We start from the raw sequence: 13631 nt of genomic DNA on the forward strand, positions 1-13631 counted from the left end.
AGTGTCGGTGCCGTCACGGCGTAGGTCAATCTGGATCATGGTCTGCCGTCGTACGCCGTGGCTCCGTCCGGTCATCGGCCGATCATCGGCCGATCCGCAGCAGTCCCTCGTCCGGAGCGCCGTACGCGAGGGCGTCCGCGAGCAGACCGGCCAGCAGCCGCACGAACGGCACCTCCGCCTCGGTCACCCCGGCGACGTCGATGGCGTCCACCGTCAGGATGCCGAACGCCCGGTGGCCGGCGACCACCGGGACCGCGACGAAGGACCGGTACCCGTGCTGCGCCGAGCCGCGCCAGCCCGGCGGCGGATCGGTCACGACGTCCAGCCCCACGGCGTGCTGGTTGTGCCGGATCATCGCGAACACCGAGTCGCCCTCGATCGTGCCCTCCTCGAAGACCGTCACCGGCTCGTCCGCGCGCCCGGCGTACTGCGCGGGCTCCAGCCGGCGCGGCTTGTCGTCGGCCAGGCGGAACCAGCAGGCCCGGACCCGTTCGGCGTCGATGAGGTGCGCGGCCGAGTCGAGGATCATCGGGACGGTGGCCTCCCGCAGGTTGCTCCGCTCCTGCCGGCTCGTGGCGGTGGCGATGCGCCCGAGCTGCCGGACGATCGGGTCGAGCGCGTCGTTCAGCGTCACGCGCATGTCGACGGCGGCCTCGATCGCGGCCTGCTCGGCCTGCTTGCGCAGCCGTTCCTTGCGGATCTGCTCGTATCCGGGGACGGCGGCACCGAGGACGCTCATCACGATGCTGACCGCGATCCACAACGGCTTGAGCGCGCCGCCGTCGCCGGCCTCGGCGCCCGCCAGGGCGACCAGGCCGACGGAGGCGACACTCACCCCGGTCGTGAGATAGATCCGACGGACGGGCCGGTATCGCCTGGGAGGAAGCCGCACCCACCGCAGATTAGGGGATCTTCGCGGGATTCGCTTGACCTACGGTCACGAGATCGGTCATATCCGCCCCGTGGGATCCCGGTCGGCGGGATCAGTCGAGGGGCGCGCGGACCACGGCGACCGGGCAGTTCGCCCGGTGCACGACGGCCTGGCTGACCGAGCCGAGCAGCATGCCGCTGAGACCGGCGCGGCCGCGCGAGCCGACCACGAGGAGTTCGGCGCCGGCGGACTCCTCGATCAGTCCCTGGGCCGACGGGCCGACGCGGACGACCGTACGGACGTCACGGCGCGGGTCCGCGAGGCCCGCGAGCATGGCCTCGGCCGCCTCGCGGTCCTCTTCTCCGTCCACGACGTGGACGGCGGTGACGCCACAGCCGCGGTCGTGCGCCTCGGCGAACGCGAACCGGATCGCCGCCTCCGACAGCCCGGTGCCGTCCACGCCGACGACCACCCGGCCGGCCGAGGGACCGGGCGCGGCGTCGGGCAGGCCGGGGCGGACGACGACGACCGGTATGTCCGCGCGGACCGCGACCTCCATCGCGGTCGAGCCGGTGGCCAGGCTGGACATGGCCAGGAAGCCGGTCGATCCGACGACGATCAGCGCGGCGTCGGCGGCCTCGGCGAGCAGCCGGTCCGGCTCCCGCCTCGGCAGCACGCGGACGACCGCGCCGCGCCGCCCGGCCTCCTCGATCGCCCAGTTCACGGCCTCGTCCCCGGAGGGTGTTCCGTCGACGTAGGCGATCACGGACCCGGCCTGGCCGGGGATCTGGGATCCGCTCATCGCCGTTCCCGCGGATCGGTTGCCCCGGCGACCATCCCGCTCCTCCCGCCAGTCCGTCGGCCTCGGAGTCCCCGGCTCGGCGAGGCGAGGGGGAGAGCCGCAGACGGGACGAGGGTCCCGCGTGTGACCCACTACAGGATTTCCAGCCCTTAGAGCCGCTAAGCGTGACAAAAGTCCCTTTTCCGGGTCCCAGGCGGCCCTCCCCCGGACGGCCGCTCCTCCGGACCATGAGGGTGCGCCCCGCAGTCGGCCCCGACGACCCCGGCTGGGCGCCCGGCCACCTCCGGGGCGGCGCCTTTCCCCCGTTCCCCGCGTGACGAAACGGCGATTAAGGGAAGACCTGAGAGAAAGGCATGAGATGGCCAAAATCGCGATCATCGGGGAAGGGGCCAAGGTCACGGGCTTCGGGCTCGCCGGAGCGATCGTCCTGCCCGCCGAGGAGCCGGAGGCCGTCCGCGCCGCCTGGCGCTCCCTGGGCACCGACGTCGCCATCGTCGTCCTGACCTCGCGGGCGGCCCGCAGCCTGGACGGCAAGACGTCCTCGTGGCCGCTCACCGTCGTGATGCCGCCATGATCATGCCGGTCACGCGTCGCGGATGGGCGGTCGTGAAGCGTGCGGAAGGAGAGCACGAGAAAGGGAACGCCCATGCGGACCACATCCCACCACTGCGTACTCGGTGGCGACATCGCAGCGGTGATCTTCGGCGTGGACGGCGTCCTCGTCGACACCGCCCAGACGTCGGCCACGGCCTGGAAGGCCGTACTCGACCCGTTCCTGCACTCGCACGCCGCCGTTTACGAGACGGAGTGCCGGTTCTTCGACACGGCCACCGACTACCGCCGGCACATGCAGGGCCGGACCACGCTGGTCGGCGTACGGGAGTACCTCGCGATCTGTGAGATCCCTCTGTGCTACGACGCCCTGCGCGGCCTGACCGCGCGCCATGAGGAACTGTTCCTCATGGCCATCCGCCGGCGCGGCGTCAAGGCCTTCGCCTCCACCGTCACGGTGCTCCACGCGGTACGCCTGCGCGGAGTGCGCACGGCGGCCGTGTCCGCGAACCGATACGCCGCCGAGCTGCTCCGAAGATCGGGCCTGGCGGGCCTGTTCGACGTCCGCCTGGACGGCCTGGACGCGGCCGGGTGCCATCTCCCGGCGTCGTCGGATCTCGGCCTACTGCGGGAGGCGGCACGACGAATGCGGACGCCCCCGGCGCGCACGGCCGTCATCGAGGAGAACCTCGCCGCCGTCCAGGCCGCACGGCGCGCCGGCTTCGGCCTCGTCGTCGGGGTGGACCGGGGCGGGCGTTCGCTCCTCCTGCCCGAGTACGGGGCCGACAGCGTCATCACCGACCTGTCCGACCTGCGGATCGGCGAACCCGTCGCCTGACGCGCCGGGGCCCGACCGCCGTGACGTACCGAAGACTCGGTGACGGCGAGGGCCGATCAGCGGCTCGTGCGGTGCGCGCCGTTCGGTGCCCACCGCGCCGGCGGCGAGCGCGGCATGCCGCATGCCGACCGCGCATCGTGCCCGCCCTTGGCGCCGCTCACCGGCGGGGACGCACGACGGCGACCGAGCAGGGCGCGTGGAGGAGCATCGCGTGGCTCACCGAGCCCAGCCGGAGCCCGGGGACACCGCCGAGGCCGCGGTCCCCCACGACGAGGAGCCCGGCGCCGACGGCGGCCTCCAGCAGCGCGTGCCGCGGCGTCCGCATGATCACTCGCGTCTCGGTCTCGACGTACGCGTACTTCTCGCGCCACGGAGACACCGTGCGCTCCAGCCGGGCACCGCTGAGCGTCCGGAGCTGCTCGGGGTCGCGCAACATGCCCATCTCGGCCGACGCGATCGCCTCCGCCTCCCAGCACGCGAACACCGCGCGCACGGACCGGCCGTGCAGTGCCGCCTCCTCGAACGCGAACGCCAGCGCGGCCTCCGAGGACGTGGACCCGTCCACGCCCACGACGATGGGGCCGGCGGCCCCCGGATCCCCGCGCATGACCATCACCGGGCAGTGGCCGTACGCGCCCAGCTGCAGGGCCGTCGATCCCGCGCCGAGGCCGGCGAATCCTCCCCGCCCGTGCGAGCCGACGACCGCCAGCGCGGCGTTCTCGGACTCCTCGATGAGGATCGCCGAGGCCGGCCCGGCCGCGAACCGCGGTCGTACCGCCAGCGCCGGGCAGATCCGCCGGGCGACGAACACCCCGTGGTCGAGGGTGTGCCGTCCCATCTTGCGGGCCGTCTCCAGCGCCTCGGGCCCCGAGGGCGGAACCGGGTACGGCCAGTGCCAGGCGTGGCAGACGGTGAGGGGCAACCTGCGGGTCCGAGCCTCCTCGACCGCCCGGCGCAGCGCGTGCTCGGCTCCCGGCGATCCGTCGAAACCCACCAGAACGTAGGTGCCGTCGAAGGATGTCATGAGACCAGCCAACCGCGCCGCGCCTTCCCCGAGCAGAGGCCAAGGCCCACCGAGGGGAAGGACTCTCGGACCTTCAGGCCAGGACCAGAGACCCTCCCCAATTCCTTGCGAGGACGCCTAACCTGCGGGTAGAGGTGGTCGTGATGGAGGTGTCCCATGCGTGCACTCACGATCCAGGTGCTGGGGTTCATCCGTTACCTGCGCCCAGATCGCAACCCTCTGCGGCGTCCGCTCGACCGGCTCCACTCCCGGCTCGTGGCGGCGCTGGCGACGACGTTCCTCATCACGGGCGTCATCGCCTCGGCTCTCATGATCCACTTCGTCGGCGGCGCCGGCCTGCGGGCCGAACTCCACCAGGCGCGGACCCGCCACCAGGTCGACGCCGTGGTGACCGCGACCGGGGCGGCCGCGTCGAGGAACGGCGTGGAGCAGGAGACACGGCTGCGCTGGAGCGACGGAACGGGCAGGTTCCACACCGGCGGCGTCGTTCCGGCCGGTGACGACCGCGTCGGCGCCCATCGCCACGTCTGGATCGACCAGGCGGGCGACCTCGCGGCCCGGCCGCGCACGCACGCGCAGACGCTGACCGACACCACTCTCGCCGTGCTCGCCGCCCTGACGTCCCTCGCGATCCTGCACGCCGGCGCGTACGCCGCGGTGAACCGCCGTCTCGAGCGCCGGCGAATGGTGCTGTGGGAGGACGCGTGGGCCGCCACCGCCCCTCGCTGGACCGGACGCTCCTGAGCCGGGCCCCTGTCGGCCCGTCGGGGGGCGGCCGGTCCCCGTACGGTCACAGATCGCCGTCCGCGACGTCGGCGGTCGGCGACCGCACGCCGTCGAACTCCTCCTGGGCCACGCCCAACCGCATGATCATTTGCGGGTACGTGCCGTCGCAGAAGCGCGTGCGGAGGAACTCCCTCAACTCCGGGACCTCCAGCACCTGAGTGTGGAAGGCGGCCGACACGTCGTCCTCGGCGGCCCGCAGCAGCACCCGCTGCAGGGCCTCGCCCGCCCGGATCCAGTCGGCCCGGCCGTCTCCGGTGGTCGTCAGCAGGACGACGACCCCGGTGGCCTCCCGCCGCTCCCCGCCGACCAGGCCCCAGCCCTGCCCGCGGGCGAAGTCGCGCCCGGCGAAGTCGGGGTCGATGTGGTCGGGGTCGCGCGGACAGCCCGGTTCGTGCACGCCGTCCAGCCGCTCACCGCCCGGTGCGGGCGCCCAGCGGGCCACCTCCGCGACGTAGGCAGGGTCCATCTGCTGTACCTGCTCGGCGGCCTCGGACAACGCGGCGAGCGCGATGCGCACCCGGGGGTCGGCCACGATCCGCAGCGAGACGTGCTCGGCGCAGGCGTGGGCCCGCAGGGCCTGCAGGAGGCCCACCGGTAGCGCACCGGCACGGAAGCCTCCGCGATGGGTGCGCCGCCGCTTGATCTGGTCGTACATCCGCCGCTCCTCATCGGTGGCGGGCTGCGGCGGGCCTGGGGTCACGTCGGCGATCAGTCCCGGCCGGTCGGGGTCCGGCGCCATCCGCACGTCCAGCCGGCGCCCGAGACGCCGGACGGCGAGCCGCAGGGTGAACAACGCGGCGCCGCAGCCGATCAGCATCTCCCTGCCCTGCGGATCCGCGACGTCCAGGCGGCGGTCGGTGTCGGCGTGCAGCGTCACCGTCTCGCCCTCGGTGTCGAACCACCATGGGCGGGTGTCGTGCGCCGAGGGCGCCCACACCGCGGCGTCGACCAGCACGTGCGCGCCCTTCCCTCGCTCGGGTGTGTCCGCGCGATCCATCGTTTCTCCTCCCATGGTCAGGCCCGGCGCCTGCCGGGCGGCCCCGAGCCGGCCGCCGGCGATCGTCAGGGCGCGGCCGGTACGACGGCCAGCGGACAGTGCGCCCGGTGCAGCAGCGCATGGGAGACCGAGCCGAGCAGCAACCCCGTGAAGCCGCCCCGGCCGCGTGTCCCCACCACCAGCAGATCCGCCCGCGCGGAGGCACCCGCAAGTACGCGCGCGGCGCGACCGTGCACCACCTCCGAGGCCACCTCGACGGCGGGGAACTTCTCCCGCCAGGCCACGAGCGCCTCCTCGACGCGCCGCAGTTCCTCCTCCGCCACGATCTGCGGGTCGTACACCAGCGGCTGCATGTCGCCCGGGCCGGCCGACGCCGGGTGCGACCACGCGTGCACCACCCGCAGCCGCGCGCCCCGCAGCGCCGCCTCCTCGAACGCGAACGCGATGGCCGGCTCGCCCGCCATCGCCGCGGCGTCCACCCCGACCACGACCTCACTCGACGCCACCGGTTCCAGGTTCCGGACCACCACCACGGGCAGCCGCGCGTGCGAGACGACCTGCAGCGTCGTCGAGCCCAGCAGGAGGCCCGCCGCCGCGCCGGTCCCATGCCCGCCCAGCACGAGCATCGCCGCGTCGCCGGACCGCTCCAGGAGCGCCCGGGTCGCCGATCCGGGTACGACCTCACCCTCGACCGCGACGCCGGGGGCGCGCTCGCGCGCGGCCGCCACGGCCTCGTCGACGACCTCGTGCCCCTGGGACAGCAGCCACCTGCGCACTGAGGCGAAGCGGGCGTCGACCGGTGTGTCGTACAGCCATGGCGCGACGGCGTGCAGGATCCGCAGGGGCAGGCCCCGGCGGACCGCGTCCTCGGCCGCCCATCGCACGGCGGACGCGCCGCTGTCGGACCCGTCCGTTCCCACCCGGATCACCTTCATGATCGGCTCCCTCCCCCGCCGGGGGTTCGTGGCGCCCGGCACCTCACGTCCAGCACATCCGCGCGGCGATGAGGACCCCAGGGGCGAAAGGTCCTCGGTGCCCTCCCGTTGGTCCCGGATCAGCGGCCGGGACGGCACCGGTGTCGCGGGCAGGGCCGCCGCACCCGTACGGCGATCGGCCGGTGCTCCCGGAATCGCGGTGCGGGGACAGGGCTCCGTTTGCCGTCCATGGCCGGCCCGAGCCCGTCACATGAGGGTCCCATTGTGCAGGCCGCCAAGGCCATTCCCTTCCCCTGCCGGGCACCTTAATGATTCGCGCCCGCGCTATGCGTCGAATGACTCTCCATATGCCGCTGAATCACGCCAGGAGGGGTGGTCCGGCGAACGCGCGCGCCCCGTCGGCACTTTGATGGGGCCCGCACCCACCTCCCGAGCGGAAAGAGCGACTCCGGCGGTACGGACGCGCGCCGGCCCCGCCGACGCACCGGGACCGACCGGGGTGCGGGCTGCGACCTCGACCCCTGTGATCGCCCGTCGCCCCGCGATCCAAAAGCAGTCATATTTCCGACTTAAAGTGCAGACATCAGATATGGAGAATGAGAGTCAATTATCACCATATATGGCCTCATGCGGTTGATTCTGGCCAGCCGGGGAGATGCTGTTGTTTGTGGCGATCGGACCGAAATAGTCCAATTGCCGGGCGCGATCGATCATGACCGCGCCACACACCGACCCAAGGAGGTTGCCTCAGATGAGGATTCCGAAGCGGATGGCACTCGCCGTCTCTGGCCTGGCCTTTGCGGGAGCGACCGCCCTGACGCTGGGGGCCGCCGCACCGGCCGGCGCCCAGACGGTGAGCAGCACCCCTCAGCACGCCATCAGCGGCCACTTCTGGGGCGGCTGTGGGGGCGGCTGGGGCTGGGGCGGCGGCTGGGGCGGCGGCTGCGGCGGCGGCTGGGACGACTGCTGGGACGACTGCTGGTGCTGATCCCGGCCATCCACTAGGAGAGCCGGTGATGGCGCTCGCGAGGCCACGTGATGCGACCGGGCGCCATCGACATGGAGGGTCCCGCGCCCCCGAGGGGTGCGGGGCCCTTCGCACGCTCATCGCGGAGGGCAAACCGTTCCGTGCTCGGCCAGGGAAAAACGTGAAGCTTACTCACTAGTAAGTTGACGGACGTTACGGGTTTGTTACAGATAAGTAAGAGGCCCGGGTCAAGACCTCCCCCGCTACCTCCCGGGCCGGAAGGAGCCCCCCGATGAGCAAGTCCCTGGGTCGGCGCGCGGCCACCGCCGCCACGGTCATCGCGCTCGGCGGCCTCGGTGTCGTCGCAGCACAGGCACCGGCCGGCGCGTCGACCTTCACCACCACCTACAGCTGCAGCTCCATCCTGGGAACCCAGACCATCACCGTCAACGGGACCGCCACGGCGTCGCCCAACCCCACCACGGTCAACACCTCGACCCACTTCACGGTCCACGTCTCGACCAGCCTGTCGTCCCCGCTGGCGATCAACTCGTGGAGCGCCACACTGGGCGCCGACGTGAGCGGTGCGCAGACCGCGTCCTTCCAGCTCACCGGATCCGGCGGCTCGATACCCGCGAACCAGGCGATCACCGCCGACGTGGCCGGCAACTGGACTCCGACCGTCACCGGAACCGACCAGTTCCAGGGCGGCAACCTCAGCATCAAGGCGAACGTCGCGATCTTCGGGAACATCACGGCCACGTGCACCCCGAGCACCCCGCGCCCCGTCGCCGAGACGCTGACCGTCACCTCCTGACCCCGCCGACCGGGACGGCCTCGCACGCAACGGTGCGGGGCCGCTCCGGCCCCGCCGGTCATACCTCGGACGCCTGCTCCCGGCCCGAGAGGACCGGCTCCTCGGGGAGACCCTCGCCGGTCGCCGGCTCCGCCCGGCCGCCGATCTGCGCCACGCCGGCCGTACTTGTCACCGGACGATCTCAGGAGACGTCACGGGAAGGTAGCGAAACCGCCTGCTGCGGGCTTGGTCAACCGGGGCGCGACCAGCGGGCGAGCCTGCGTCCCACCAGGAGGTAGGCGATGGCCGCACCCGCCGTGTTGAGGATCACATCGTCGACGTCGAAGCTGCGCCCCGTGATCCCAAAGCCCTGGACCGCCTCGATCCCCAGCGAGATCACGGCCGCCGCGAGGGTGAGTCGTACGAGGCCGCGAAGGCGGGCGAACAGGACGGGCAGCAGGACTCCGAGCGGCATGAGAAGCGCGAGGTTGCCGCCGATCTCGAGCAGCGCCTCCTTGACACTCGGCCGGTCGAGGTAGAACCGCAGGGTGGCCCCGGGGTGGGGATTGTCGTGCACCTGGCCTCCGGCCCCTGGCACCGGGCGCAGCGTGAGCCGGGCGAGTACGACGGCGAAGACCACGGCCGCGGCGAGTGCCACGAGGATCCACAGCCAACGGATGAGTCGCGCGGCGAGAGACCGGGAGACCTTGTTCGTGCCACGCCGCTTCGCGACGAACAGCATCTTCGCCTTCCCAGAGAGTCGGGGGCCACTGATGGGGACGTGCGACCGATACCCGCCCAACCGCGAGATATTCGCCGCAGTACGGTTCCCGTACGCTGGTTCATTGGCCGAACTCATGGCCGGCGCCCCCGGCCCGTGGTGAACGGAGGGCGAGATGATCTTCGACGAACTGCCCGTGCCGATCGTGCTCGCGCCGCTGGCCGGAGGCCCGTCCACCCCGCGCCTCACCGCCGCCGTCACCGACGCCGGCGGGCTCGGCTTCCTCGCCGCCGGTTACCTCACCACCGACGCGCTGCGCACCCGGCTCGACGAGACGCGTGCGCTCACCCGCCGGCCCATCGGCGTCAACCTCTTCGTCCCCGGCCGTCCGACGGCCCCCGAGACCGTCGCACGGTACGCCGCTGGGCTCGCCGACGAGGCGGCCCGCGCCGGCGCGCCGCTCGGTGACCCGCGCTTCGAGGACGACGAGTGGGGGCCGAAGCTGGACCTGCTGACGGCCGCGCCCGTCCCCGTCGTGTCGTTCACCTTCGGCTGTCCCTCCCTCGACGTGATCGAGCGGCTGCACCGCGTCGGCAGCGAGGTGTGGGTGACGGTCACCCGGGAGGACGAGGCCGTCCACGCGGTCGGCGCGGGCGCCGACGCCCTGGTCGTCCAGGGCGCCGAGGCCGGCGGGCACCGGGCCGCCTTCGTCGACGACGCCGCGGACCGCGCCGACGGGATTGGCCTGCTCTCCCTGCTGCAGCTCGTACGGCACGCCGTCGACGTGCCGCTGGTGGCCACCGGCGGCATCGCCACCGGTGCCGGCATCGCGGCGGCGCTGGCCGCCGGGGCCTCGGCCGCCCAGCTCGGCACCGCGTTCCTTCGCTGCCCCGAGGCCGGCACCTCTCCGGTGCACCGGCGGGCGCTGGTCTCCCCTGCCCCGACCGCGATGACGCGGGCGTTCACCGGGCGCCTCGCGCGCGGCGTCCTCAACCGTTTCCTCGACGAGCACAGCGACGACGCGCCCGTGGCCTACCCGGAGATCCACCACGTCACCGCGCCGCTACGGCAGGCCGCGCGCGCCGCCGGCGACCCCGACCTGGTGAACCTGTGGGCCGGCCAGGCCCACTCTCTCGCCCGGGAGATGCCCGCCGGTGAGCTCGTCGGCGCCCTCGTCGAAGAGACCGACGCGGCCCTGAAGGCCGCCACCGCCCGCCTGCGGCGGTCCTGACCCGTACTCGGCCGTCCACAGGCCCCGGGATTCGTGAGCCGGGAGGCGACGGTTGCTCATAGAGTGGCGGAATGGCTTCCCCCCGAACCGACTCCGAGGTGAGCGAGGCGTCCGAGGTCCTGCGGCGGGTCTTCGGCTACGAAGAGTTCCGGGAGGGCCAGCAGGAGATCATCGAGCATGTCATCGCGGGCGGTGACGCGCTGGTGCTCATGCCGACGGGCGGCGGCAAGTCGCTGTGCTACCAGATCCCGGCGCTGGTGCGAAAGGGCGTCGGCGTCGTCGTCTCACCGCTCATCGCGCTGATGCAGGACCAGGTCGACGCGCTGCGGGCGCTCGGCGTGCGCGCGTGGTTCCTCAACTCCACGCAGGACCCGGACGAGCAGCGCACGGTGGAGGCGGCGTTCGTGGCCGGCGAGCTGGACCTGCTCTACCTGGCTCCGGAGCGCCTGCGCCTGGAGTCGACGCTGCGGCTGCTCGACCGGGCCGACGTCTCGCTGTTCGCCATCGACGAGGCGCACTGCGTGGCGCAGTGGGGGCACGACTTCCGGCCGGACTACCTGGCGCTGTCGCTGCTGCACGAGCGCCGCCCCGACGTGCCCAGGATCGCGCTGACCGCCACCGCGACCCGGGCCACGCACCAGGAGATCGCGGCCCGGCTGACCCTGGAGGACGCCCGCCACTTCGTGGCGAGCTTCGACCGTCCGAACATCCAGTACCGCGTCGTGCCGAAGAAGGAGCCCAAACGGCAGCTGCTGGAACTGCTGCGCACCGAGCACCCGGGTGACGCCGGCATCGTCTACTGCCTGTCCCGGGCGTCGGTGGAGAAGATCGCCGCCTTCCTCGTGGAGAACGGCGTCCCGGCACTGCCGTACCACGCGGGGCTCGACCCGGTCACCCGCGCGGCGAACCAGGCGCGTTTCCTGCGGGAGGACGGCATCGTCATGGTCGCCACCATCGCGTTCGGCATGGGCATCGACAAACCCGACGTGCGCTTCGTCGCCCACTTCGACCTGCCCAAGTCCGTCGAGGGCTACTACCAGGAGACCGGGCGCGCCGGGCGTGACGGCCTGCCCTCCACGGCCTGGCTGGCGTACGGCCTGCAGGACGTCATCCAGCAGCGCAAACTGATCGACACCTCCAACGGCGACGCCGCGCACCGGCGACGGCTCGGCTCTCACCTCGACGCGATGCTGGCGCTGTGCGAGACGGTCGAGTGCCGCCGCGTCCAGCTCCTCGCCTACTTCGGGCAGGAGGGCACCCCGTGCGGCAACTGTGACACCTGCCTGTCGCCGGCGGAGTCGTGGGACGGCACGATCGCCGCGCAGAAGGTCCTGTCGACCGTGCTGCGGCTGCTGCGCGAGCGGCGCCAGAAGTTCGGCGCGGGCCACATCGTCGACATCCTGCTCGGCAAGAAGACACCGAAGATCATCCAGCACGACCACGACACCCTCACGGTGTTCGGCGTCGGCACGGAGCTGAGCGACGTCGAGTGGCGTGGTGTCGTCCGCCAGCTCCTGGCCCAGGCGCTGCTGGCCGTCGAGGGCGACTACGGCACGCTCGTGCTCACCGACGGCAGCGCGGCCGTACTGCGCGGGGACCGACAGGTCCCCCTGCGCCGCGAGCCGGCGCGCACGGCCCCCAAGGCGGCCAAGGCCGCCAAGGCCCGCGGCGCGGCGGCCGCCGACCTGCCGGAGGAGGCCGCCCCCGTCTTCGAGCGGCTGCGCGCCTGGCGCGCCGCCACCGCCAAGGAGCAGGGAGTGCCCGCGTACGTCATCTTCCACGACGCGACGCTGCGCGAGATCGCCGTGCGCTCTCCCGCCTCCCTCGCCGAGCTGTCCTCCGTGGGCGGCGTCGGCGAGAGCAAGCTGGCCAAGTACGGACAGCACATCCTCGACACCCTGGCCGAGTCTCCCCCCGCCTGAGCGGCTGCCGTACCCCCTCCACCCGCACGCGACAAGGCGCACACTGCAGCCCGCGCGTCCCCTCACCGACGTGCATGCGACCCCCCGTCGACCTGCTTCGCGGCCGCATCGCGGGGCCCGTGGCGTAAGACGGACGCGGGCCGGCCGACGGGACGTCGGCCGGCCCGCGTCCGGCAGGCGGATGTGGGATCAGCGGACCCCTCGGCGGCCGTACATGCCGGCGGCGAGCGCCACACCCACGGCGGCCAGGCCGATCTGGAGGATCAGCTCCACCCAGTCGACGCCCTTGGTGTCGGCGACGCCGAGGCCGCCGGCGATGGCGGTGCCGATCAGCGCCGCGACGACGCCGATGACGATGGTGAGCCACATCGGGATGTGCTGACGGCCTGGAACGACGAGGCGGCCGAGCGCGCCGATGACCAGACCGATGATGATGGCGGTGATGATCCCAGTGACGTGCATATCCAGGGCTTCCTTCTCACTCGGGGCTCCGGGCGGTCGGATGGTTCCCGGGATCGGACCGGGTATGCACATCCCCTCCGCGATTCGGCGTCGTCCGTGGTAAGAGCCCGATCAACTCCCGTGGGGCAGGCATGACCGTTGACAGGGGCGACCCGTCGGCTATTATCTCTCATATCGAGAAGCTCTCGATCAGAGAGCCAACTCGTGGTCGTTGCCCGATTTCCCTGGAGGGAAAAACCGCGATGAACGCCACCAGCACCGACACCGTCCGCGTCCAGGCCCACTACGAGACCGTCAAGCGGCTCGGCCACTGGACGACCGCCCGCGACTTCGAGCTCCGCGCCCGCCGCGGCAGCACTGTCCTGGACCTGCGCTCGCCCCGGATCCCGGACGGCGACATCGAGGTGCGCATCGACCTCGACCACGCGATGCTCAAGTTGCTCGTCCCCGATGACGCCGTCATCGACCACTGGGACCTGGAGTGGCTCGGCCGTGGCCGGGTCAAGGACGCCGCAGGCACCGCCGTCGAGACCCCGGGTCGCCGCATCCACCTGACCGGGCGGATCAGCCACGGAGAGGTCCGCGTCAACCGCGCCGGCGTGGCGGTCCTGTCCGCGATGTTCTCGCGGGAGTTCGTCGACGACGTGCGCCGTGCGCACAAGGAGGGCGGGACGCCGACCGTGGCCGACCCCGCCCACGAGGCCTGACGGGCGCGGCCGGCGCGGCG

The 13631-nt window shown here is 72.6% G+C and carries 15 protein-coding genes; 8 read left to right on the forward strand and 7 right to left on the reverse strand.

What is annotated here, in order from left to right:
• Positions 1–82: 82 nt before the first annotated feature.
• Both NE236_RS44725 and NE236_RS28590 read right to left on the reverse strand, forming a co-directional pair.
• A complete protein-coding gene (locus tag NE236_RS44725; RefSeq protein WP_252845277.1) occupies positions 83–835 on the reverse strand; it encodes a GAF domain-containing protein in 753 nt (250 codons plus the stop codon).
• Positions 836–983: 148 nt separating this feature from the next.
• Entirely contained in the window at positions 984–1673 is a 690-nt protein-coding gene (locus NE236_RS28590) for a universal stress protein (RefSeq protein WP_252845278.1), read from the reverse strand.
• Positions 1674–2031: 358 nt separating this feature from the next.
• Between NE236_RS28590 and NE236_RS28595 the strand changes: the two genes are divergently transcribed.
• Together NE236_RS28595 and NE236_RS28600 are read left to right on the forward strand one after the other, a co-directional pair.
• Complete coding sequence (locus NE236_RS28595) at positions 2032–2247, forward strand: V-type ATP synthase subunit F (protein WP_252845279.1); 216 nt, start codon at positions 2032–2034, stop codon at positions 2245–2247.
• A gap of 72 nt (positions 2248–2319) precedes the next feature.
• Positions 2320–3063, forward strand: coding sequence for an HAD family hydrolase (locus NE236_RS28600; protein ID WP_252845280.1), 744 nt, complete (start codon positions 2320–2322; stop codon positions 3061–3063).
• Between the two features lie 157 nt (positions 3064–3220).
• Here NE236_RS28600 and NE236_RS28605 read toward each other — a convergent pair whose 3' ends face one another.
• A complete protein-coding gene (locus tag NE236_RS28605) occupies positions 3221–4087 on the reverse strand; it encodes a universal stress protein (protein WP_252845281.1) in 867 nt (288 codons plus the stop codon).
• A gap of 156 nt (positions 4088–4243) precedes the next feature.
• Between NE236_RS28605 and NE236_RS28610 the strand changes: the two genes are divergently transcribed.
• A complete protein-coding gene (locus tag NE236_RS28610) occupies positions 4244–4831 on the forward strand; it encodes an Rv1733c family protein (protein ID WP_252845282.1) in 588 nt (195 codons plus the stop codon).
• Positions 4832–4877: 46 nt separating this feature from the next.
• Here NE236_RS28610 and NE236_RS28615 read toward each other — a convergent pair whose 3' ends face one another.
• Together NE236_RS28615 and NE236_RS28620 are read right to left on the reverse strand one after the other, a co-directional pair.
• Positions 4878–5870 carry an Acg family FMN-binding oxidoreductase gene (locus NE236_RS28615; RefSeq protein ID WP_252845283.1) on the reverse strand — a complete coding sequence of 331 codons (993 nt, stop codon included), beginning with the start codon at positions 5868–5870 and terminating at the stop codon, positions 4878–4880.
• Positions 5871–5935: 65 nt separating this feature from the next.
• Positions 5936–6805, reverse strand: coding sequence for a universal stress protein (locus NE236_RS28620; protein ID WP_252845284.1), 870 nt, complete (start codon positions 6803–6805; stop codon positions 5936–5938).
• A 751-nt stretch (positions 6806–7556) separates the two neighbouring features.
• Between NE236_RS28620 and NE236_RS28625 the strand changes: the two genes are divergently transcribed.
• Positions 7557–7793, forward strand: a complete 237-nt coding sequence (locus NE236_RS28625) for a hypothetical protein (RefSeq protein ID WP_252845285.1) — start codon at positions 7557–7559, stop codon at positions 7791–7793.
• 271 nt (positions 7794–8064) lie between these two features.
• Positions 8065–8589 carry a hypothetical protein gene (locus tag NE236_RS28630; RefSeq protein ID WP_252845286.1) on the forward strand — a complete coding sequence of 175 codons (525 nt, stop codon included), beginning with the start codon at positions 8065–8067 and terminating at the stop codon, positions 8587–8589.
• Between the two features lie 229 nt (positions 8590–8818).
• Here the strand turns inward: NE236_RS28630 and NE236_RS28635 are convergent, their stop codons facing one another.
• Positions 8819–9310: a VanZ family protein gene (locus tag NE236_RS28635; protein WP_252845287.1), complete on the reverse strand. Its 492-nt coding sequence runs from the start codon at positions 9308–9310 to the stop codon at positions 8819–8821.
• A gap of 154 nt (positions 9311–9464) precedes the next feature.
• Here NE236_RS28635 and NE236_RS28640 point away from each other — a divergent pair, with 154 nt between their 5' ends.
• On the forward strand, positions 9465–10520 hold the full coding sequence (locus NE236_RS28640) for a nitronate monooxygenase (RefSeq protein ID WP_252845288.1): 1056 nt from the start codon (positions 9465–9467) through the stop codon (positions 10518–10520).
• Between the two features lie 71 nt (positions 10521–10591).
• The gene (recQ, locus tag NE236_RS28645) at positions 10592–12442 is read left to right on the forward strand and encodes a DNA helicase RecQ (RefSeq protein ID WP_252845289.1); all 1851 of its coding nucleotides are present in this window, start codon (positions 10592–10594) and stop codon (positions 12440–12442) included.
• 189 nt (positions 12443–12631) lie between these two features.
• Here recQ and NE236_RS28650 read toward each other — a convergent pair whose 3' ends face one another.
• A complete protein-coding gene (locus tag NE236_RS28650; protein WP_252845290.1) occupies positions 12632–12904 on the reverse strand; it encodes a GlsB/YeaQ/YmgE family stress response membrane protein in 273 nt (90 codons plus the stop codon).
• A 242-nt stretch (positions 12905–13146) separates the two neighbouring features.
• On the opposite strand from NE236_RS28650, the gene NE236_RS28655 reads away from it, so the two are divergent.
• A complete protein-coding gene (locus NE236_RS28655; protein ID WP_252845291.1) occupies positions 13147–13611 on the forward strand; it encodes a hypothetical protein in 465 nt (154 codons plus the stop codon).
• Positions 13612–13631 lie beyond the last annotated feature (20 nt).

This window comes from Actinoallomurus purpureus (assembly GCF_024055795.1).
Lineage (GTDB): Bacteria > Actinomycetota > Actinomycetes > Streptosporangiales > Streptosporangiaceae > Actinoallomurus > Actinoallomurus purpureus.

What these genes read in the sequence shown, in the direction of transcription:
- NE236_RS28590 (WP_252845278.1), bottom strand. Translation starts at nt 1,673, where the DNA reads ATGAGCGGATCCCAGATCCCCGGCCAGGCCGGGTCCGTGATCGCCTAC.
- NE236_RS28595 (WP_252845279.1), top strand. Translation starts at nt 2,032, where the DNA reads ATGGCCAAAATCGCGATCATCGGGGAAGGGGCCAAGGTCACGGGCTTC.
- NE236_RS28600 (WP_252845280.1), top strand. Translation starts at nt 2,320, where the DNA reads ATGCGGACCACATCCCACCACTGCGTACTCGGTGGCGACATCGCAGCG.
- NE236_RS28605 (WP_252845281.1), bottom strand. Translation starts at nt 4,087, where the DNA reads ATGACATCCTTCGACGGCACCTACGTTCTGGTGGGTTTCGACGGATCG.
- NE236_RS28610 (WP_252845282.1), top strand. Translation starts at nt 4,244, where the DNA reads ATGCGTGCACTCACGATCCAGGTGCTGGGGTTCATCCGTTACCTGCGC.
- NE236_RS28615 (WP_252845283.1), bottom strand. Translation starts at nt 5,870, where the DNA reads ATGGATCGCGCGGACACACCCGAGCGAGGGAAGGGCGCGCACGTGCTG.
- NE236_RS28620 (WP_252845284.1), bottom strand. Translation starts at nt 6,805, where the DNA reads ATGAAGGTGATCCGGGTGGGAACGGACGGGTCCGACAGCGGCGCGTCC.
- NE236_RS28625 (WP_252845285.1), top strand. Translation starts at nt 7,557, where the DNA reads ATGAGGATTCCGAAGCGGATGGCACTCGCCGTCTCTGGCCTGGCCTTT.
- NE236_RS28630 (WP_252845286.1), top strand. Translation starts at nt 8,065, where the DNA reads ATGAGCAAGTCCCTGGGTCGGCGCGCGGCCACCGCCGCCACGGTCATC.
- NE236_RS28635 (WP_252845287.1), bottom strand. Translation starts at nt 9,310, where the DNA reads ATGCTGTTCGTCGCGAAGCGGCGTGGCACGAACAAGGTCTCCCGGTCT.
- NE236_RS28640 (WP_252845288.1), top strand. Translation starts at nt 9,465, where the DNA reads ATGATCTTCGACGAACTGCCCGTGCCGATCGTGCTCGCGCCGCTGGCC.
- recQ (WP_252845289.1), top strand. Translation starts at nt 10,592, where the DNA reads ATGGCTTCCCCCCGAACCGACTCCGAGGTGAGCGAGGCGTCCGAGGTC.
- NE236_RS28650 (WP_252845290.1), bottom strand. Translation starts at nt 12,904, where the DNA reads ATGCACGTCACTGGGATCATCACCGCCATCATCATCGGTCTGGTCATC.
- NE236_RS28655 (WP_252845291.1), top strand. Translation starts at nt 13,147, where the DNA reads ATGAACGCCACCAGCACCGACACCGTCCGCGTCCAGGCCCACTACGAG.